Source organism: Parvularcula oceani (genome assembly GCF_000733125.1).
GTDB classification, from domain to species: domain Bacteria; phylum Pseudomonadota; class Alphaproteobacteria; order Caulobacterales; family Parvularculaceae; genus Parvularcula; species Parvularcula oceani.
Genome location: NZ_JPHU01000011.1, coordinates 1 through 17,929, shown reverse-complemented (window position 1 = coordinate 17,929; position 17,929 = coordinate 1). Strand labels below are relative to the sequence as shown.

At 68.5% G+C, this 17,929-nt stretch carries 24 protein-coding genes and 1 pseudogene; 12 read left to right on the top strand and 13 right to left on the bottom strand.

The annotated features are described in order from the left end of the window. The first annotated feature begins 62 nt into the window (after positions 1-62). Both IE88_RS17460 and IE88_RS0111760 read left to right on the top strand, forming a co-directional pair. Positions 63-1,007 (top strand): c-type cytochrome, encoded by a 945-nt coding sequence (locus tag IE88_RS17460; RefSeq protein ID WP_051882047.1) that lies wholly within the window; start codon positions 63-65, stop codon positions 1,005-1,007. A 5-nt stretch (positions 1,008-1,012) separates the two neighbouring features. Beyond that, positions 1,013-1,195 carry a DUF4169 family protein gene (locus IE88_RS0111760; protein WP_031554690.1) on the top strand — a complete coding sequence of 61 codons (183 nt, stop codon included), beginning with the start codon at positions 1,013-1,015 and terminating at the stop codon, positions 1,193-1,195. Positions 1,196-1,221: 26 nt separating this feature from the next. Here the strand turns inward: IE88_RS0111760 and IE88_RS0111755 are convergent, their stop codons facing one another. The 5 genes from IE88_RS0111755 to IE88_RS0111735 all read right to left on the bottom strand — a co-directional run bounded on the left by IE88_RS0111755 (position 1,222) and on the right by IE88_RS0111735 (position 5,158). Further along, entirely contained in the window at positions 1,222-2,142 is a 921-nt protein-coding gene (locus IE88_RS0111755; protein ID WP_031554687.1) for a C40 family peptidase, read from the bottom strand. Next, a complete protein-coding gene (locus IE88_RS0111750; protein ID WP_031554685.1) occupies positions 2,139-2,492 on the bottom strand; it encodes a MarR family transcriptional regulator in 354 nt (117 codons plus the stop codon). Before IE88_RS0111750 ends, IE88_RS0111755 begins: the two co-directional genes overlap by 4 nt. 76 nt (positions 2,493-2,568) lie before the next feature. Then, the gene (gene dapD / locus IE88_RS0111745; protein ID WP_031554683.1) at positions 2,569-3,399 is read right to left on the bottom strand and encodes a 2,3,4,5-tetrahydropyridine-2,6-dicarboxylate N-succinyltransferase; all 831 of its coding nucleotides are present in this window, start codon (positions 3,397-3,399) and stop codon (positions 2,569-2,571) included. Continuing rightward, complete coding sequence (locus IE88_RS0111740; protein WP_031554681.1) at positions 3,396-4,115, bottom strand: pyrimidine 5'-nucleotidase; 720 nt, start codon at positions 4,113-4,115, stop codon at positions 3,396-3,398. The genes dapD and IE88_RS0111740 overlap by 4 nt, the downstream gene beginning before the upstream one ends. After that, positions 4,115-5,158, bottom strand: coding sequence for a DUF1036 domain-containing protein (locus tag IE88_RS0111735; protein WP_162178343.1), 1,044 nt, complete (start codon positions 5,156-5,158; stop codon positions 4,115-4,117). The genes IE88_RS0111740 and IE88_RS0111735 overlap by 1 nt, the downstream gene beginning before the upstream one ends. A 139-nt stretch (positions 5,159-5,297) precedes the next feature. Here IE88_RS0111735 and IE88_RS0111730 point away from each other — a divergent pair, with 139 nt between their 5' ends. The 8 genes from IE88_RS0111730 to IE88_RS0111695 all read left to right on the top strand — a co-directional run bounded on the left by IE88_RS0111730 (position 5,298) and on the right by IE88_RS0111695 (position 11,145). Further along, on the top strand, positions 5,298-6,005 hold the full coding sequence (locus tag IE88_RS0111730; protein ID WP_031554676.1) for an NAD-dependent deacylase: 708 nt from the start codon (positions 5,298-5,300) through the stop codon (positions 6,003-6,005). After that, positions 5,999-6,289, top strand: a complete 291-nt coding sequence (locus tag IE88_RS0111725) for a 4a-hydroxytetrahydrobiopterin dehydratase (RefSeq protein ID WP_031554675.1) — start codon at positions 5,999-6,001, stop codon at positions 6,287-6,289. Before IE88_RS0111730 ends, IE88_RS0111725 begins: the two co-directional genes overlap by 7 nt. A 13-nt stretch (positions 6,290-6,302) precedes the next feature. Next, positions 6,303-7,367: a sugar-transfer associated ATP-grasp domain-containing protein gene (locus tag IE88_RS17455; RefSeq protein WP_081871638.1), complete on the top strand. Its 1,065-nt coding sequence runs from the start codon at positions 6,303-6,305 to the stop codon at positions 7,365-7,367. Positions 7,368-7,445: 78 nt separating this feature from the next. Beyond that, complete coding sequence (locus tag IE88_RS0111715) at positions 7,446-8,141, top strand: response regulator transcription factor (RefSeq protein ID WP_031554670.1); 696 nt, start codon at positions 7,446-7,448, stop codon at positions 8,139-8,141. Beyond that, complete coding sequence (locus IE88_RS0111710) at positions 8,113-9,957, top strand: HAMP domain-containing histidine kinase (protein WP_051882041.1); 1,845 nt, start codon at positions 8,113-8,115, stop codon at positions 9,955-9,957. The genes IE88_RS0111715 and IE88_RS0111710 overlap by 29 nt, the downstream gene beginning before the upstream one ends. Further along, the gene (locus IE88_RS0111705) at positions 9,954-10,457 is read left to right on the top strand and encodes an HPr kinase/phosphorylase (RefSeq protein ID WP_051882039.1); all 504 of its coding nucleotides are present in this window, start codon (positions 9,954-9,956) and stop codon (positions 10,455-10,457) included. The genes IE88_RS0111710 and IE88_RS0111705 overlap by 4 nt, the downstream gene beginning before the upstream one ends. Then, complete coding sequence (locus IE88_RS0111700; RefSeq protein WP_031554665.1) at positions 10,454-10,873, top strand: PTS sugar transporter subunit IIA; 420 nt, start codon at positions 10,454-10,456, stop codon at positions 10,871-10,873. The genes IE88_RS0111705 and IE88_RS0111700 overlap by 4 nt, the downstream gene beginning before the upstream one ends. Further along, positions 10,870-11,145 carry an HPr family phosphocarrier protein gene (locus IE88_RS0111695; protein ID WP_031554663.1) on the top strand — a complete coding sequence of 92 codons (276 nt, stop codon included), beginning with the start codon at positions 10,870-10,872 and terminating at the stop codon, positions 11,143-11,145. The genes IE88_RS0111700 and IE88_RS0111695 overlap by 4 nt, the downstream gene beginning before the upstream one ends. 19 nt (positions 11,146-11,164) lie before the next feature. Here the strand turns inward: IE88_RS0111695 and IE88_RS0111690 are convergent, their stop codons facing one another. Continuing rightward, positions 11,165-12,478, bottom strand: coding sequence for an amidohydrolase family protein (locus IE88_RS0111690; RefSeq protein WP_031554661.1), 1,314 nt, complete (start codon positions 12,476-12,478; stop codon positions 11,165-11,167). Between the two features lie 10 nt (positions 12,479-12,488). Then, on the bottom strand, positions 12,489-13,907 hold the full coding sequence (locus IE88_RS0111685; protein ID WP_051882038.1) for an amidohydrolase: 1,419 nt from the start codon (positions 13,905-13,907) through the stop codon (positions 12,489-12,491). Between the two features lie 127 nt (positions 13,908-14,034). On the opposite strand from IE88_RS0111685, the gene IE88_RS0111680 reads away from it, so the two are divergent. Together IE88_RS0111680 and IE88_RS0111675 are read left to right on the top strand one after the other, a co-directional pair. Next, a complete protein-coding gene (locus tag IE88_RS0111680) occupies positions 14,035-14,307 on the top strand; it encodes a hypothetical protein (RefSeq protein WP_031554658.1) in 273 nt (90 codons plus the stop codon). A 42-nt stretch (positions 14,308-14,349) separates the two neighbouring features. Beyond that, positions 14,350-14,541 carry a hypothetical protein gene (locus tag IE88_RS0111675; protein WP_031554657.1) on the top strand — a complete coding sequence of 64 codons (192 nt, stop codon included), beginning with the start codon at positions 14,350-14,352 and terminating at the stop codon, positions 14,539-14,541. A 12-nt stretch (positions 14,542-14,553) separates the two neighbouring features. On the opposite strand, the gene truB is transcribed toward IE88_RS0111675, so the two are convergent. From truB to IE88_RS16655, 6 genes and pseudogenes are all read right to left on the bottom strand, one after another. Then, on the bottom strand, positions 14,554-15,516 hold the full coding sequence (gene truB, locus IE88_RS0111670) for a tRNA pseudouridine(55) synthase TruB (RefSeq protein WP_031554656.1): 963 nt from the start codon (positions 15,514-15,516) through the stop codon (positions 14,554-14,556). 79 nt (positions 15,517-15,595) lie between these two features. Next, a complete protein-coding gene (locus tag IE88_RS0111665) occupies positions 15,596-16,015 on the bottom strand; it encodes a hypothetical protein (RefSeq protein WP_031554654.1) in 420 nt (139 codons plus the stop codon). A 107-nt stretch (positions 16,016-16,122) separates the two neighbouring features. Beyond that, the gene (gene rbfA / locus IE88_RS17890) at positions 16,123-16,515 is read right to left on the bottom strand and encodes a 30S ribosome-binding factor RbfA (protein ID WP_031554652.1); all 393 of its coding nucleotides are present in this window, start codon (positions 16,513-16,515) and stop codon (positions 16,123-16,125) included. A gap of 56 nt (positions 16,516-16,571) precedes the next feature. Next, on the bottom strand, positions 16,572-17,291 hold the full coding sequence (locus IE88_RS0111655; protein ID WP_238319304.1) for a phosphoadenylyl-sulfate reductase: 720 nt from the start codon (positions 17,289-17,291) through the stop codon (positions 16,572-16,574). Then, positions 17,288-17,680: a DUF934 domain-containing protein gene (locus IE88_RS0111650; RefSeq protein WP_051882034.1), complete on the bottom strand. Its 393-nt coding sequence runs from the start codon at positions 17,678-17,680 to the stop codon at positions 17,288-17,290. The genes IE88_RS0111655 and IE88_RS0111650 overlap by 4 nt, the downstream gene beginning before the upstream one ends. Next, positions 17,667-17,929 (bottom strand): annotated as a pseudogene (locus IE88_RS16655) (nitrite/sulfite reductase); the annotation flags it as partial. The gene IE88_RS0111650 and the pseudogene IE88_RS16655, both read right to left, overlap by 14 nt.

Below are 17,929 nucleotides of genomic sequence, written 5' to 3'. Positions count from 1 at the left end.
ACCCTTCCCGGTGCCCCGGTCGACGAGGCCGGCCGCCGCCGCCAATGATTAGAGTTCGACCTATGAGAGACCCCCTCTACGGGAACAAGGTTGCCGCCGCCATCCTCGTCGTGCTGCTGCTGGCCGTCGGCCTGCCCGTCGTCGTCAGCACCCTCAGCGAACTGGCGGAGCATGCCGGAGCGCATCACGAATTCGACGAGGAGAACCCGTTCGGCCTCGCCTATATCCCGGCTGAGATTTCGCTGGAAGGCGGCGCGGCCGCGGTGGACGAGCCGGAGGTCGATCTCGGCACGCTGCTCGCCAGCGCCGATGCCGAGCGGGGCGCGCGCTCGGCGGCGATCTGCTCGTCCTGCCACAGCTTCGATCAGGGCGGCCCGAACGGCACCGGCCCGAATCTCTGGGACGTCGTCGGCCGCCCCGTCGCCTCGCATCCGGGCTATGCCTATTCCTCCGCGCTCCAGTCCCTTGGCGGCGAATGGACCTATGAGCAGCTCGACCCCTATCTCGAGAACTCGCAGTCCTACGTGCCCGGCACACAGATGGCGCAGCGGATCAGCAAGGAGGAGAAGCGGGCAGACATCCTCGCCTATCTCCAGACGCTGTCCACCGATCCCGTTCCCTTCCCCGAACCCGCTCCCATCGAAGAGACGGCCGAAGGCGAAGAAGATGTCGTCGATGCCGAGGAAGAGGCCGCCGAAGCCGCAGCCGACACGATCGACTTCGAGGCGGCCGAGCCCGGCGAGGCGGTGATCGGCGACGAGACCGAGGTCAATGAACGCGGAGATGACGGCTTCCCCGGCGATATCGCCAAGGAAGGGTCCAGCTACCGCTCGTCCGACGAGCCCTCCTCGAGCCCCGACGTGCCCGACCAGACCGATGCCGAAGGCCTCGGCGAGGACCTGACCGGCGATTATGAGGGCTCCGGCCTGCCCGACGTCGAGGCGGCCCGCGAATCCTATGAGGAGACCCGCTCCGAAGGCGTGGTCGAGCCCGAGGCGCGGGACTGAGACCGGTGACGGGCGAGGTCGTCAATCTGCGCCTCGCCCGCAAGCGGAAGCTGCGCGCGCAGAGCGCGGCGGAGGCCGACGCCAACAGGGCGAAGCACGGCCGCACCAAGGCGGAGCGGCGCGAGGAGACGGCCCGCCGCGAGGCGGCCGAGCGGGCGCTGGACGGGCATAGGCGCGAGGAAGACTGACCTGCCGGGGCCCGCGGCCTTTGCCCCTAGCCGATCCTCAGTGCGGATATCGGCGTGGGCCGCACGATCCGCGTGACCGGCAGATCCTCATCCCGCTCGAGATGGGCGGCCACATCCCGAAGGTCATCCACGCTGACGGCCATATGGGTCGCATTGGCGTGCAGGAGGCGCTGCCCATCGAGCATCACGCCGGTGTGGCCGCGCCAGTAGACGAGGTCGCCGCGCCGGAGCGCCGCAGCGGTGAAGCGGGCCTCGGCGTTTTCTCTTTCCCAGACGATTTCGCCGTGATCCGCGCGGCTGAAGAACGCCTCCTGGAGATCGGCATCGCGCGGGACGCAGACGCCGCAGGCCTCATAGGCGTTCTGGATCAGGCCCGAGCAGTCGAGGCCGAGGCTCTCGCGGCCGCCCCAGAAATAGGGTGTCCCGAGAAAGCGCTCCGCGACAGCGGCCGGATCCTCCCCGCCTTCGGCGAGCGGGACGAGATGGGCGGCGACGACCCAGCCGCCCTCTCCGTCGGACACGAATTTTCCGTCTTCTGACGGCTCGCCCGGCGCGACCTTTGCGTTCATGGACACAAGGCCGAGCGGCGGCGCCTTCAGGTCGGGCTTTGGATAGCGATAGGTGCGCAGGGCCGCGACCCGGTGCGTCGGCGCGTCTTTCGGTTCCGCCAGGCCCTCCGCCCGGACGTAACCGACATAGCCGTCGAACTCCGCCTGCCCCCAGGCCCAGCCGCCTGTCTCCTCATAGACGGTGAAGCCCTCGCCGAAGAGCGCCTGCGTCTCCTGCCCGGCCCCATCGCGCGGCTCGCGCCGGATCGACAGCGCGGGCTGCGCGACGCGGCGGCGGCGCCCCTCGGCGAACCGCGCGGCCTCCACCCGCCCGCGCAGATGCTCCGCGGCAAGATCGCTCCGCGCCGGCAGGAGGCGTTTCGGCGGCAGACCGGTCATCCGTAGAAGGACCCGAGATCGGATTGCCGGTCGCGCTCCTCGACGATGCGGGCGAAGGCATCGATGAAGAGCGACCCTTCCGGCGTCTTCTGCACGAGGACGATGCGCCGGTCGCCCGGGTCGCGCGCCCGCTTGATGAAGCCGTGGATCGAGAGCGCGTCGAGCGCGCGGGAGATGGCGGGTTTGGGCACATCCAGCTCTTCGGACAATCGCCGGACCGTGTGCGGGCCCGGTGTCAGATAGACCGTCAGGAGAAGCGCCCATTGCCGCATGGACAGGTCGGGCGTGTCGAGACGGACGGTGTCGACCATCACGTCTCGCCAGGGAAGAAGAATGTCGGTGGGGGTCATGGAAGTCCCGGTTTCTCCTGTTTCGTTATCGAAACGGGGAAGGCGGAACAAGTCTTGACGAGAAGAGAATCTCCGGTCAGCCCCGCAGCAGCTCGTTGACCGAGGTCTTCGCCCGCGTCCGCTCGTCGACCTGCTTGACGATCACGGCGCAAGCGAGGGACGGCCCGCCATTCCCGGCCGGCAGCGTGCCCGGCACCACGACGGCGCGCGGCGGGACTTCGCCATAGCTCACTTCGCCGGTGGAGCGGTTCACGATCTTCGTGGAGGCGCCGAGGAAGACGCCCATGGCCAGGACCGCGCCCTCGCGCACGATGACGCCCTCGGCCACTTCGGAGCGGGCGCCGATGAAGCAGCCATCCTCGATGATGGTCGGGTTCGCCTGCAGCGGCTCGAGCACGCCGCCGATTCCGACACCGCCCGAGATATGGCAATCCGCGCCGATCTGCGCGCAGGAGCCGATGGTCGCCCAGGTGTCGACCATGGTGCCTTTGCCGACATAGGCGCCGATATTGACATAGGACGGCATGAGAACCGCACCGGGCGCGACATAGGAGCCGCGGCGCACCGCGCAGGGCGGGACCGCGCGGAAGCCGGCGCCGCGATATTCGGCCTCTCCCCAGCCCTCGAACTTGGAGGGGACCTTGTCGAACCAGGCGCCATCGCCGGGGCCGCCGGGGATGAGGCCGTTCGGCGTCAGCCGGAAGGACAGGAGCACCGCCTTCTTGAGCCATTGATGAACGGTCCAGCCATCCGCACCGGGTTCGGCGACGCGCGCGCGCCCATTGTCAAGCGCGTCGATCGCTCCGTTCACCGCGGCGATGACGTCAGCCTTGTCGTCGCGTTCATCCAGCGCGTCGCGGGCATCCCAGGCCGATTCGATGAGCGGTTTGGCGTCTTCCAGTTTCATCCCGTAGCTCCCTGGCGGGCGGCGCTCGTCAGGCTTTCGAGGAAATCCGTCAAGTCCGAAGTCACGTGGTGGACATGGCCGTGCCGCTCTCCGGGGCGGGAGGGGCGCTTGTGCGAAGGCTCGTCGTCGCACCAGGCGGCATCGGACTGGATCAGGATCGTGCGCATGCCGAGCGCATGGGGCACTTCGAGATTGTCGGCCATGTCCTCGAACATCGCAGCGCGCTCAGGCGCGATCCCGAAATGAGAGAGGAAGAGGACGTAGGGCCCCTGATGCGGCTTCGGCGTGTAGCCGCCCATCTCCACGTCGAAGGCGCCGTCGAAGAGGTCCCAGACGCCGATCTTGCGCGCCACGTTCTCGGCATGGCGGAGCGAGCCATTGGTGAAGACGTAGCGGCGGCCCGGCAGCGCCGCCATGGCCGCCCGAAGGCGGGAATTGGACTCGACGGGCGCGAGATCGATGTCGTGGACATGGTCCATGAAGGCGCGCGGGCAGACATCGTGCTCCTGCATCAGGCCGGACAGGGTCGTGCCGTAGCGGGCGTAATAGTCCTTCTGGAGGAACCGCGCCCTGTCATGCGGCAGGGCGAGCCGCTCGGCGATGAAGCTCGTCATCCGCGCATCGATCTGGGCGAACAGGTTGCAGTGAGCGGGATAGAGCGTGTTGTCGAGGTCGAAGACCCAGGATTCGACTCCGTGAAAATCGCCGTGCGGCATCACCGCCCCACCAGTTCCGGATTGAACTGCTCGGGTGTGAACTGGAACGTCCAGGCCGACTCGCCCCCCGGCTCGATACGGCGGAAGCTGGCGGTCTCGTAGCCCGCTTCCTCGCAGGCCACGTCCGAACCCGCATCGAACTGCACGGCGGACACGCAGAATTCCGTGTCGCCGCCTGCCAGCGGGATCGAGGCCTCCTCCGCCTCCATGACGCCGTAGACGTAATAGGCATCGTCGGTCAGCGCGCCCCTGCGCACCTTGGCGCATTGCTGGCTGTCCAGGCGCCACCAGCCCGAGGAGCGGTATCCGGTCTCTTCGTCGAGCGGCTGCGCGAAGGCGGCCCAGACCGGCAGCAGAGTCTCGTTGCAGAAGAAGAAGCCCAGCTGTGCGTCGCGGCCATTGGCGTCGGCGATCAGCGCGTCGATCACCGTGTCGTTGACGAGGTTCGAGCTGCCAAGCCCCTTCTTCTCGCGATAGGCGCTGAGCGCCGCGCGCGTGCCCCGGCCAAGATAGCCGTCGATCGCGCCGGCATCCTGGCCGACATCCTGCAGGAGGCGCTGAACCCCCGCCACCTCGGCCGAGAAGATGGTGAAGTTGTTCTCGTCCGAAAACTCGGTCGTCCAGCTGCCGTCGCTGTCGGCCTCTGCCACGTCGACCGCGAAGAAGTCGCGCTGGCGGCGCGGATCATCCGAACAGACATCCTGATCGCGCAGGGTGAAGAGGCTGTCGTTCTGCACGCAGAGCGGCGTGTCGCCCGACCAGGTGCGCAAGGGCCCCTTATGGCCGGGAATGGCCTCGGCATAGACGAAATAACGTCCCGGACGGACGGGCTCGGTCATCACGCGCTTGCATTCGCCCGCGCGCAGGCGCCACCATCCGCGCGTGATCAGGCGGCCCTCGTCGACATAGCCGAGCGCGGCGGAGAGCGCGTAGCTCGACTTGTTGCAGAAGCTGTATTCGGCCGATGCCGTTCCGCCCAGAAGGCCCGTCGCCATTGTGGCCGCCGCCAGTGCGGAGAGCCTGATCAGCCAGAGTCGATTCATGTCCCGCCCAGGAAGCATGGCGCGGGACAACGCCCGCCCGTTGCGGCCAACTTCTCCTATGGCGGGAGCTTGTTCAAGGCCGAACCCGGATTGCGCGTCGCGCCTTGCCCGGCTTCGCCGCCGCTCTAGCCTCCGCATCATGGCAGCGCCCCGCATCCTCGTCCTGACAGGCGCCGGAATCAGCGCCGATAGCGGCGTCGACACGTTCCGCACGCAAGGCGGGCTGTGGGAGCGCCATGACTGGCGCGAAGTGGCGACGCCCGAAGGCTTCGCGGCCGACCCGGGCAAGGTGCACGGCTTCTATAATGGCCGACGAGCCGCCCTGCCGGAGGTCCGGCCTAATGCCGCCCATCGCGCGCTCGCGGATCTCGAGCGGCGGCTCGAAAAGGATGGCGGGCGCCTCACCCTCGTCACCCAGAATGTCGACGACCTGCACCAGCGCGCGGGCAGCCGGGAGGTCCTGCCGATCCATGGCAGCCTCGACAGGGCGTCCTGCACGGCCTGCGGCGCCGTCCATGAGTGGCGCCAGGACCTGTCGGTGGAGACCCCCTGCCCCGGCTGCGGCAAGGCCGGCGGAATGCAGCCCTACGTTGTCTGGTTCGGCGAGATGCCGCGCCACCTGGACGAGGCGGAGGCGGCGCTGGACGAGGCCGATCTCTTCGTCTCGATCGGGACGTCCGGCTCGGTCTATCCGGCGGCAGGGTTGGTCGCGGCGGCGCGGGCGGGCGGAACACGCTGCTTGGAGCTGAATCTGGAACCGTCCGAGAACGCTGGCCTTTTCGATGACACGCGGTATGGCAAGGCCGCGCAGATCGTGCCCGAATGGGCGGAGGAGCTGACATGGTAGAAACGCTTTCGGATGCGGAACGGAAGACATTCTTCGCCGAGCATCCCGCCTGGTCGCCGGTCGAGGGGCGGGACGCCGCCCGCGCCGAGTTCCGCTTTTCCGATTTCGCCGAGGCCTTCGCCTTCATGACGCGGATCGCCATCCACGCCGACAAGGCCGACCACCACCCCGAATGGTTCAACGTCTACAACAGGGTCGAGATCACGCTGACCACGCATGATGCCGGCGGGCTGAGCGAGCGGGACGTGGCTCTGGCGCGCCTCATCGACCAGGCCGCCGGTTGAGGCGCCCTCTTCCATGAGAGACGCTTTGCGGCTGGCCCGCGCCCGGGCCCGCTACGCCCATTCCCACTGGCGCCGCACGAAGGGCCACCCGCAGACCGGCACGGTGCGGGCGCTGAGAGACATGGCGGCGGGCTTCGATCCGCTGGAGGCGGCATGGTACCGGCAGGCGGGCACGGGGCCCGGCGGCCTCGTGACGACCTTCGACCGCGAGCATGGCCTGCGCCGCATCAATGGCCCGGAGCGGGTGATCGTCGGCGACAAGCTGCTCTTCGCCCACGTCATGCGCAGCCTCGGCCAGCCGCATCCAGAAACCTATGCCTTCGGCACGCCGTCCGGCCCCGCCTTCCTGCCCGGCGGCGAGGCGGCGCTGGCCGCCTTCCTCGAGGCGGACGGGCGCATCGTCCAGAAGGCCCGGCAGGGACGCAAGGGTCAGGGCATCCGCTTCCTCACCGCCCGTTCGGTCGAAGAGGCCCTGCCGCCGGATGGCTGGATCGCCACCCGCTTCGTGCAGCAGGCGCCCTACGCCCAGCAGGTCTTTCCCGGTGCGCTCAACACGATCCGGATCCTCACGGTCGCGCCCACGCCCGGCGCGCCGGAGATCGTGGCCGCCGCGCACAGGTTCGGGGCGAGCGGGGGCGAGGGCGTCGACAATTTCAGCGCCGGGGGCACGGTGGCGGAGATCGACCTTGGCAGCGGCATTCTCGGGCGGGCCTTCTCTCTCGACCCGAACGATGCCCTAGTCTGGCGCGACGCCCATCCTGAGACCGGCGTCGCGATCGGCGGGCGCCGGATCGACCACTGGCCCGCGCTCTGCGACCTCGCCCTCACCCTTGGCCGCCTCCTGCCCGAGCTTCGCTATATCGGCTGGGACATCGCCGTCACGCCCGAGGGCCCGGTCGTGATCGAAGGCAATGCGCATCCCAGCCTGCGCTTCTTCCAGGTCTTCGGCCGCCTGTCCTGCAGCGCGGAAACCCGTGGGTTCCTCGCCCCTTACATGCCCGAGCGGCGCCTGCCGGACCTGCGCGAGGCACCGCCTGACGCAGGCGCCCAAACGAAGCTTCGCTTCGAGATTGCCTAAAATGGCTTCGGCGCGCTAACCGAGATGCTCACCATTGCCCGGCATGCCGGGGCCGCGGGGGCGTCCGGAGGAAGTGACATGGCGAAGATCGCCCTGGTCGACGACGACCAGAACATTCTGACCTCGGTGTCGATCGCGCTCGAGTCCGAAGGGCACGAGGTCATTCCCTATGAAGACGGCGCGCAGGCGCTGGACGGGATTCTCAGCAGCGCGCCCGACCTCGTCGTCTCCGACATCAAGATGCCGCGCATGGACGGCATGGAGATGCTGCGAAAGCTGCGCCAGCAGAGCCAGGTGCCGCTGATCTTCCTCACCTCCAAGGACGAGGAGATCGACGAGGTGCTGGGCCTGACGCTCGGTGCGGATGATTACGTCAAGAAGCCCTTCAGCCAGCGCCTGCTGCTCGAGCGGGTGAAGGCGGTCCTGCGCCGCGCGGCCTCCGCGCCCGCGGACACGGCGGACGAGGCGGGCCAGGTCATCCGCCGCGGCGAGCTGACGCTCGACCCGCTGCGCCATGCCTGCACCTGGAAGGGGCAGAACGTCACCCTGACCGTCACCGAGTTCCTGATCCTGCAATCGCTCGCCAGCCGCCCCGGCTTCGTGAAGTCGCGCGATGCGCTGATGGACGCGGCCTATGATGATCAGGTCTATGTCGACGACCGCACGATCGACAGCCACATCAAGCGCATCCGGAAGAAGTTCCGGGTCGGCGACAAGGAATTCGACCAGATCGAAACGCTCTACGGTGTCGGATACAAATACAAGGAGGGCTGAGGCGGAAGCGCCCGTCCTCCGCGCCGCCAGGGCGAAGGGACGCTCCGCCCGCCCGCGCCGCAGGCCCGCCGCGCGCGCCGCGAGGCGGCGGCAGGAGAGGCAGAGAGGTCTGTTTCGCCTCCGGAACGCTGAAGGGCGCCTGCCCGTTTCGCGCCTGGCCGTCACGATCCTGGCCGCCAATCTCGTCGGCCTCCTCATCCTGCTCCTGGGCTCGATCGGCCTCAACCAGTACCGCGACGGGCTGATCGCGGCGAAGCTCGAAGGCGTGCGGGCGCAGGCCGAGGTCCTGGCCGACGTGATGGCCGCCGTCGCGGCGGAGGATGCGGCCTGCGACCTCGTCACCGGCGGGGAAGCCGCCTCTTGCGATGTCGATCTCGACGAGGCGGCGGTCAGCACGGTCTTCACGAGAGTCTGGGACGGCTTCGAAGGGCGTGTGCGCGTATTCGAGACGCCGCAGGGCTATGACGGCGGCCCCATTGCCGACGCCTCCGCCCTCCTTCTCGAGGACCAGGTCCTGCGCGCCGATGCCTTCGCGGTCGAGGAACTGCCCGATATCGGCGAGGCGGAGCGCGAGGGGCTGATCGAGCGGGCACTCGGCCGGGCGCGCAATCTGCTGCTCGAGCATGTCCTCGAGCCGGGTTTCCGCGACGAGGCGCGCCGCAGGACGCTGGAGGACGAACTCAGCCGCGCCTTCCTGTCATCCGGCGCGGCCGACCAGCCCGGCGCCGCATCGGTCCGCTACAACGAGGAGGGCGAGATCGTCGCCTCGGTCTCGGTTCCGATCCGGCGGGTGCAGGCGGTCTATGGCGTGGTCACCGCCGAAATCGGCGGCATCGAGGACCTGATCCGCCAGGCGCGCGAGGACGTCCTGCCGTTTTTCGCGCTCGCGCTTCTCGCCTCGCTGCTGTCCTCGGCCTTTCTGACCGCGGCCATCGCCCGGCCGATCCGGCGGCTCGCCAGCGCTGCGGACAAGGTGCGGGAAGGCATCGCGGTCGCAGGCCGCGTGCGGATTCCGGACTTCGCGCGGCGCAAGGACGAGATCGGGGAACTTGCGACCTCGCTGCGCTCCATGACGCAGGCGATCTATGACCGGATCGAGACCATCGATCATTTCGCCGCCGATGTGAGCCACGAGCTCAAGAACCCGCTGACCTCCATCCGCTCCGCGATCGAGACGCTCGACGTGGCCAAGACCGATGCGCAGCGCCAGCGCCTGCTCGGCGTCGTCAAGCAGGACGTCGCCCGCATGGACCGCCTGATCACCGACATCTCCAACGCCTCCCGCCTCGATGCCGAACTCGCGCGGGAGACGCGGGAGGTCGTCGATGCCTTCAAGCTGCTGCGCGACATCGTCGACCTCTACGGCGCCACCGCGAAGCCCGGCTCGCCCAGCGTCCGCCTTCTGGGCCGCGCCGGGACCCAGCCTCTCTACGTCTTCGGCAGCCCGTCCGCCCTGGGACAGGTGTTCCGGAACCTCATCGACAACGCGCTGAGCTTCAGCCCGCAAGGCGGCGTCGTCCGCGTCACGCTCGGCGTGGATCGCGCCGCCGAGGGTCCCGTCCTGCGCGTTCAGGTGGCTGATGACGGGCCAGGCATTCCCGAGGACAATCTCGAAACGGTCTTCAAGCGCTTTTACACCGAGCGTCCCGCAGGCGCCGATTTCGGCAACAATTCGGGCCTCGGCCTCGCCATCTGCCGCCAGATCGTCGAGAGCCATGGCGGCCGCATCTGGGCGGAGAACCGGCACAATGCCGAAGGCACGCAGCGCATCGGCGCGATGTTCACCGTGCTCCTGCCCCTGAGGCGGAGTTCGTGAACGCGCCGGGCCTGATCGTCCATGCGAGCGTCGTGGCGCTGGCGCTCGATGCGGACGGACCGCTCTTCGGGCTGGCCCTCACGGGGCCGCCCGGGGCGGGCAAGTCCCGCCTCGCAGCGGAGCTGATCGCGGGCTGCGCCCACCGCCGGAGCCGGCTTCTGGCGGATGACGCCGTCCTGATCCACTCGCGCGAAGGCAGGCTCGTCGCCTCGGCCCCGCCCAGCACCTCCGGCACGATCGAGGTCTTCGGCACCGGCCTCGCCCGCACCGGCCATGCGCCGCCCATGAGCGTAAAGGCCGCGGCCGCGCTCGCCCCCGAGGCCGAAAGACTGCCGCCGGAGCAGAGCTGGGCACCCCTCGGCCCCTCGGGTCCTCGCGTGCCGCTGTATAAAACTCGCGGGAGCGCGGCCGGACTGGTCTTGTTTTTGCGGTCGGTTACGTCTGGACATTCACGAACCGCGGGGCACGATGCCGTGCCTGTCATCCCGGAGCGCCCATGATCGGAATCGTCGTTGTCAGCCATGGCAATCTCGCACGCGAACTGATTGCCGCCGCGGAACATGTCGTCGGGCGCCAGCCCGGACTGGAAAGCGTCTGCATCGGACCCGATGACGACATGGAGCAGCGCCGGGCCGATATCCTCGAGGCGGCCCGCAGGGCGGGCGGCGATGCGGGGGCGGTGATCCTGACCGACATGTTCGGCGGTACGCCCTCGAACCTCGCCATCAACGTGATGGATCAGGCGCGCTCCGAAGTCATCGCGGGCGTCAACCTGCCCATGCTGATCAAGGTGGCCCCGGAGAGCTTCCGCAAGGGCGCGGACGTCAAGGCTGCCGCCGCCGCCGCCCATGAAGCGGGCCGGAAATACATCAACGTCGCCTCATGGGTGCTCTCGGGACAGCAGGAAAGCGCATGAACCGCGCCTGCGCGACGGTGGCCGTGCGCAATCGCCGCGGACTGCATGCGCGGGCCTCGGCAAGGTTCTGCGAAATTGCCAGCGGCTTTCAGGCCGAGGTCACCGTCACCAAGGACGGCGTCACCGTCGGCGGGTGCTCCCTGATGGCGCTTTTGATGCTGGGCGCGGGCGCCGGGTCGGAGGTGACGATCCGCGCCAATGGGGATGAGGCCGAGGAGGCCGTCGAGGCCCTCAGCGCGCTCGTGGCCGGGCGGTTCGGCGAGGAGAGCTGACGCTCTCCCCGCCAGAGGCTCAGTCCCCTCTATAGGCGAAGGGCTTGTCGCCGCGCTGAAGGTCGCGATAGCGCCGGGTCAGCGCGGTCTGGCGGTTCTCGAGCGAGGCGCGCTCGCCGTCGATGAAGACCGCTTCGGGCGCGCTCATCAGCTCCAGCGGGTCGCCGCTCCAGATCACGAGATCGGCTTTCTTGCCCGCCGCGAGCGTCCCGAGCTCATCGCTCAGTCCCCAGATGATCGCGGGGTTGGCGGTGATCGCCGAGAGCGCGGCCCCGTAGCTCATGCCGTTCGCCACGGCATTGCCGGCAAGCTGCGGCAGTGCGCGGACATTGTGCGTATAGCCGATATCATTGTCGTAGAACGCCACCGTCACGCCCGCCTCTTCGAGCGCCGCCGCGGCGTTCAGCGTCGCGCCGAGCTGCTCGAAGCGGTCAGGAAGGTTCGCCAGCGGGAAGAGGATGACCGGCACGTCCTGCTCGGCGATGCGGCCTGCGACGCGATAGGCTTCCGTCGCGCCGAACAGGACGAGGTCGATGTCGTAGCGCCGGGCGAGGTCGAGCACGCGGCGGATATCCGACGCGCCATGCACCTCGGCCAGAAGCTTCTGCTCTCCGGTCAGGACCGGCGCGAGCGCGCGCGCATCGGTCAGCGGCAGGCGGCCCTCCTCATAGGTCTCGCGGTAACGCTCCGGATCCTCCGCATAAAGAGCCGCATCTTCGAGGGCGCGGCGCAGCCGCGCCATCGCGGCGGGCCGGCTGTCCCCGGCGCGGCTCGCGCCCGAATAGCCGAGCGAGACGGTCTGGGCGAGGCAGCGCTCGGTGATCGGATCGCCCGCGCCCGACAGGTCCACCACCATGCCGCAGCCGCCGAAGAGGTCGCTGCCGGGATCGGGCGCGACATAGGCGCGGGTGACGCCGCCTGCGCGGCTGACGGGGATGACGCTGCTGTCGGCATAGAAGCCGTCGGCCGCATCGAGCGAGGCGGAGAGCGCCCCCTCGCCGCGCGCGGAGCGGTCATTGCCTTCCCGGTTGAGGCCGATTTCCTCGAGGCCGACACCGGACAGCGCGGCGAAGAGGCCAGGGGTCACGGCCCGTCCCTCGGCATCGATGATTTCGGCGGATGATGGCACGCGCACATCCCTGCCGATGGCGGTGATGACGCCGTCCTCGATCACGACCGTTCCGCCCCGGATCATGCCGGGATCGTCCGCCTCCCCGGTGACGAGGAGGCGCGCATTGGTCACGGCATAGGTCTGCGCGAGGGCCGCGGAGGACAGGGTTGCGACAGACAGGGCCGCGCAGGACGCGGCGGCGGCGAGAAGCGTTCTTTTCATTCCGGTCTCCTTACTGGCCGGCGCCGCCGAGCAGGGTGTTGTCCTGCTGCGCGATCTCGAAATCCGTGCGGGGGCTGAGGGCGGGGTCTTCGGCGTCATAGAGCAGCGCACCGTCGATATAGACGCGCTCCGCCTTCGAATAGACCGAGAACGGATCGCCGTCCCACACCACGAGGTCGGCCATCTTGCCCGTTTCCACCGTGCCCGTCTGATCCAAGATACCCATCGCCTTGGCGGGGTTCGCGGTGATCCAGGTGATCGCCTGTTCGGGCCGGATATCGAGGCCGATCGCACGGCCGTCGCGCATCGCCTTGGCGGCTTCCTGGTTCAGGCGCTGGATGCCGAGCGCGCTGTCCGAATGGATGATGGCGCAGCCGCCGGGCTGCGCGGCGACGAGCGCGGCATTGGCCGGCACCGCGTCATAGGCTTCGAGCTTGAAGCCCCACCAGTCCGACCAGACGGCGGCGCAGACATCGTTTTCGGCGAGGATATCGGCGACCTTGTAGGCCTCGATGCCGTGGTGGAAGGCCGTCACCTCATAGCCGAACTCCTCGGCCATATCGAGGACCTGCGCCATCTCGTCGCCGCGATAGCAGTGCATGTGCACGAGGATCTCGCCGTCGAGCGCGGCGGCGAGCGTCTCCTTGGCGAGGTCGCGCGTGGGCGGCTCGGCGGGTTCGCCCGCCTCCCTCTTGCGCGCGTACTCCTTCCAGTCGTCAGCGTATTCCTGCGCCCCGATCCAGCCTTCGCGATAGCCGCGGAAATTGCCCATGCGGGTCGAGGGGCCGCCCTGGTCGCCATAGACGCGCTTGGGGTTCTCGCCGCAGGCCATCTTCATGCCGTAAGGCGCGCCGGGAAACTTCATGTCCTGCACGGTGCGGGCGGGCACGTTCTTGAGCGTGACCGAGCGCCCGCCGAAGAGGTTGGCCGATCCCGGCAGGATCTGGAGCGCGGTGACGCCGCCCGCGAGCGCGCGGGTGAAGCCCGGATCCTGCGGCCAGACCGAGTGCTCGGCCCAGACGCCCGCCGTGTTCGGGGCGGTCGATTCGTTGCCGTCGGACATGCTGGCGAAGCCGGGGCTCGGATAGACGCCGAGATGGCTGTGGATGTCGATGATGCCGGGCGTGATCGTCTTGCCGGAGACATCGATCACCTCCGCCCCCTCGATCGGCCGGACCTCGTCGGCAGGGCCGATGCGGGCGATGCGGCCGCCGGTCACGGTGATGGCGGCATCCTCGATCTTCCCGCCCGTGCCGGTCAGCACGGTGGCGCCCCTCAGCGTGTAGGTTCCAGAAGGATAGGGCTCATAGGTCGATGCGAAGGGATCGGAATCGGGAAGACCGGCAATGCGCGCCTCCTCGTCCTCGCCGCAGGCCATCAGCCCCGCGGCGAGTGCCGTCGCCGCGGCCAGTCTCCAGTTCAAGCGCATGAAGTGCCCCTTTGATCGTCTGTTCCGCAAGACTGCCCAAAGCGCCCCGACATTCCAAGCCCGCCGCCCGGGAACGCGCGCCCATGGGAGAGTGTTGGCGCTGACAGGACCGAAGAGGAGACCGCTCATGTCAGAGGCGCACAAGACGACCGATCATGACGAGATCCGCAAATGGGCCGAGGAGCGGGACGGCGCGCCCGCCGCGGTCGCCGACACGCTGGACAGCGACCGCTCCGGCGCCCTGCTGCGCATCTGCTTCCGCGACGAAGAGGACAGCCTCGAGACGATCGAGTGGGATCGCTTCTTCGACATCTTCGAAAAAAACAAGCTCGCGGCGCTGCTTCAGGACGACACCAAGGATGGCGGCACCAGCCGCTTCGTCAAATTCGTCGACCGCTGATCGGCGCTTCCCCCACACCCTATCGATGCAAGGAGACATATCATGGGCAATATTCGCCGTACCGACGATTCATCCCTCGACCGCCTGCGCGAGGAAGCGACGGACGACCGCTCGCGCGACCAGATCGATGCCGAGAAAGCCAAGCGCGACTCCATGAAGGAGTCCGCCGACAAGGCCGACAGCGAACAAGGCATCGGCGAAGGCGTCAAAAGCTCCGGCGACGTCAAGAACTGACGCCGCCTTCTCTCACGCCTCCAGCTGAAAGACCTTGATCGGCTGGAGGCGCAGGCCTTCGAGCCTGCAGATCGCCACCGGCTCGCCATCCAGCGTCGCGAGAACCGGCTCGATATCGCCGCTCTGCTCGCCGCGCACAGCCTTGGCCTGGACCGGCGGCAGGACGGCATCCTGCCCGTGTCGCATCCGGAACGCGTCCTGAGGCGTTATGGGGGCCTGCGGATGTTCGCGCAGCCCCTCCCCCGTTCCGATCAGCACGCTGTCGATCCGGGCCTCGTCCCGGTCTTCGGGCGCAAGCTTGATGCTGGCGGGGTGCCCGGTCGCCTCCTCCATCGTCACCGCATCGTCTTCCGTGAACGGACCGACAGCCGTCCGGCGCAGCGCCGTGACATGGCCGCACGTGCCGAGCCGCTCTGCGATGTCGCGCACCAGCGCCCTGACATAGGTGCCCTTGCCCGTCACCGCCTCGAAGACGGCCTCGTCCTCGCCCGCTTCGAGCAATGTCAGCCGGTCGACCTCGATGTCCCTCGCCTCGAGCACGACCTTCTCGCCGTCGCGCGCGAGGTCATAGGCGCGTTCGCCATCCACCTTGATCGCCGAGAAAGCGGGCGGGCGCTGCGAAACGGTGCCGGTGAACTCGGGCAGGACAGCCTCGATCCCGGCCCGGTCCGGGCGCACATCCGAACGGCGCGTGATATCGCCCTCGGTATCGTCCGTCGTCGTTGCGATCCCCCAGCGGGCGGTGAAGCGATAGGCCTTGCGGCCGTCCTGAACGTAAGGAACGGTCTTGGTCGCTTCGCCGAACGCGATGGGCAGGATGCCGGTCGCCAGCGGGTCGAGCGTTCCGGCATGCCCCGCCTTCTGCGCGCCCGCGAACCAGCGCAAGCGGGAGACGGCCTCGGTCGAGCCAAAATCATAGGGCTTGTCGAGCACGAGCCAGCCCGAGAGCTTCCGGCCTTTCTTGCGGCGTCCCACGCATACCTCCGATGAAAGCGGGGCGGCGGAGTAGACGGCCCGCGCAGGCGGGTCAACGCGTGGCGAATGCTCTTTCGCCTCAGGCGCTCAGCCGCTCAGCCGCGGCGGGCACGTCATAGCCCTGGCTTCGCAGCAGGACGAGAAGATCGGTGGGCCTGTGCCGCTCCCTGATGGCCGTCAGGACGGCCAGGTTGAACATGGGCGGAAGCGCGAACCACTCGCCGCCATCACGCCAGCGCATGAGGAGAGCCGGAACCCCGTCGGTGGCGAAACCGACCTCGAAATCCTCGCGCTCGAAGCCGGGGAAAAGCCGGATATCGGCGGCTTCGGGCATCGGTGCCGGCGCCGCGGGAGACAGGGTCCGGCCTTCGCGGAACTGCGCTGCGGCTTCGAGAAGCGCGCCATGCAAGGCGTCGTCGTGGGAAGCCTCCGCAGAAGCGGGCGTTTCCGGTGCGGGCCGATCGGACGCGGTCTTTTTCTTCCACCTGCGGAACAGCATGGACTCTCCTCCCGAGGAGCTCCCCTGCATTGTCCCAGATCGGGAGGCCGGCTGTCAAAGAGTTAATTAACCTTTGTGCAGGGAACGCGCATTCGTGACGAAGGGGATCAGTCGCCCAGATCCGTCTCCGGCTGCTCGGCGAGCAGCGTCTCGATCTTCTGCGCCTCGTCGAAGCTCGTATCGGCCTTGAAGGTGAGGCGCGGCGTGAACTTGGTCGAGATCTTGTTGCCGAGCACGCTCTGGATCCGCGGCGCGGCCTTGTTGAGCGCCGCGACGGCCTCCTGCGTGCCCTGCCCGCCGAGCGCCGTGCAATAGACGGTGGCATTGCGCAGGTCGGGCGCGGCCTTCACTTCGGAAATCGTGACGGTGTGGCCCCGCAACGCGGCATCATGCACCTCGTCGCGCTGCAGCATCTCGGCGAGGGCATGGCGGATGAGCTCGCCTGCGCGCAGCTGGCGTTGCGAGGGACCACGGGACGGGCTGGAAGTGCGTCGAGACATGCGAGGAGAGGTAGGCGCGGCCTCGCTGCAACGCAACGAAGCGCGTGAAGGGACGATCAGGCGCGGCCGTGAATCCCGCATTCCGTCTTGGCCTGGCCCCGCCAGCGGCCCGAGCGCGCATCCTCGCCCTCGCCCACCGGATGGGTGCAGGGCCAGCAGCCGATCGAGGGAAAGCCCTGCGCGACCAGCGGGTGCGGGGGCAGGTCATTCGCCTCGAAATAGGCGGAGATGTCGTCCGGGTTCCAGCGGACGAGCGGGTTCACCTTGTAGTGCGACCCCGTGTGCTCGAAGGCCGGAAGAGACACCCGCGCGCCGCCGTGGAACTGCTTGCGGCCCGTCACCCACGCCCCATAGCCCGAGAGCGCCGTGTCCAGCGGACGGACCTTGCGCAGCGTGCAGCAGGCATCGGTATCGCGCCGCCAAAGATCGCCATCGGGGTCTTCCGCCGCGACCTCGTCCGCCGCCGGGCGGATATCCTGCACATTGGTCAAGCCGAGCTTCGCGGCGAGCTTTCGCCGGTAGTTGAGGGTCTGCGCGAAATGCTTGCCGGTCTCGAGGAAGATGACCGGCAGGTCCGGCGCCACGCGCGAGGCGATGTGCAGGAGGACGGCGGATTCCGCGCCGAAGGAGGAGACGAGGGCGAGGCTGTCGCCGAACTCCTCGACCGCGGTGCGCAGGATCTCCGTCGCCTCGCTCGCCGAATGATCGGCGGCGAGGCGCGCGGCATGCGCCTTCGGCCCCTCGGCCTTCAGGTCGATGACCGGCGTCCCGCTCACGCCCGCAGCCTCCAGGCGGCAACGCCCGTCACGGCGGGCTGATAATGGTAGGGATAGGCCAAAAGGCTCTTGAGGAACCCTTCCGCCGCATCCTCTTCCACCTCGAAGGCGTCGATGCCGCAGCGGCGGGCGTGCCAGGCCTGATCGCGGAACAGCTTGCCGCCCGCGCGGATCTCGCCCTTGAAGCCGTAGCGCTCGCGCAGGAGGCGCGCCTGGGTGAAGGCCTGGCCGTGCTTGAACTCGGGGAACTCCACCCGCACGATCTCGATGCCGTCGAGATCCGGCGCGGAGACCATGAGGTCGTGGCCGTTATCGAGGCGCAGGAGGCCCGGCCCCTCGTTCAGCTCTTCGAGGACGGAGCCGTCTTCGGTCAGCTTAAGCAGCTTCATAAAGCGCCTCCTTGAAGGGCTCGGCGCCGAGGCGCGCATAGGCGTCGATGAACCGCTCCTCAGGTCCCTCGCGGAGCGTGAGATAGGTATTCACCACGGTTTCGATAGCGTCCACCACCTGATCCGTCGCGAGGCCGCGCCCCACGATCTCGCCGATGGCCGCGCCCTCGTCCGCCCGGCCGCCGAGCGTGACCTGATAGAACTCCTCGCCTTTCTTATCGACGCCGAGGATTCCGATATGGCCGACAT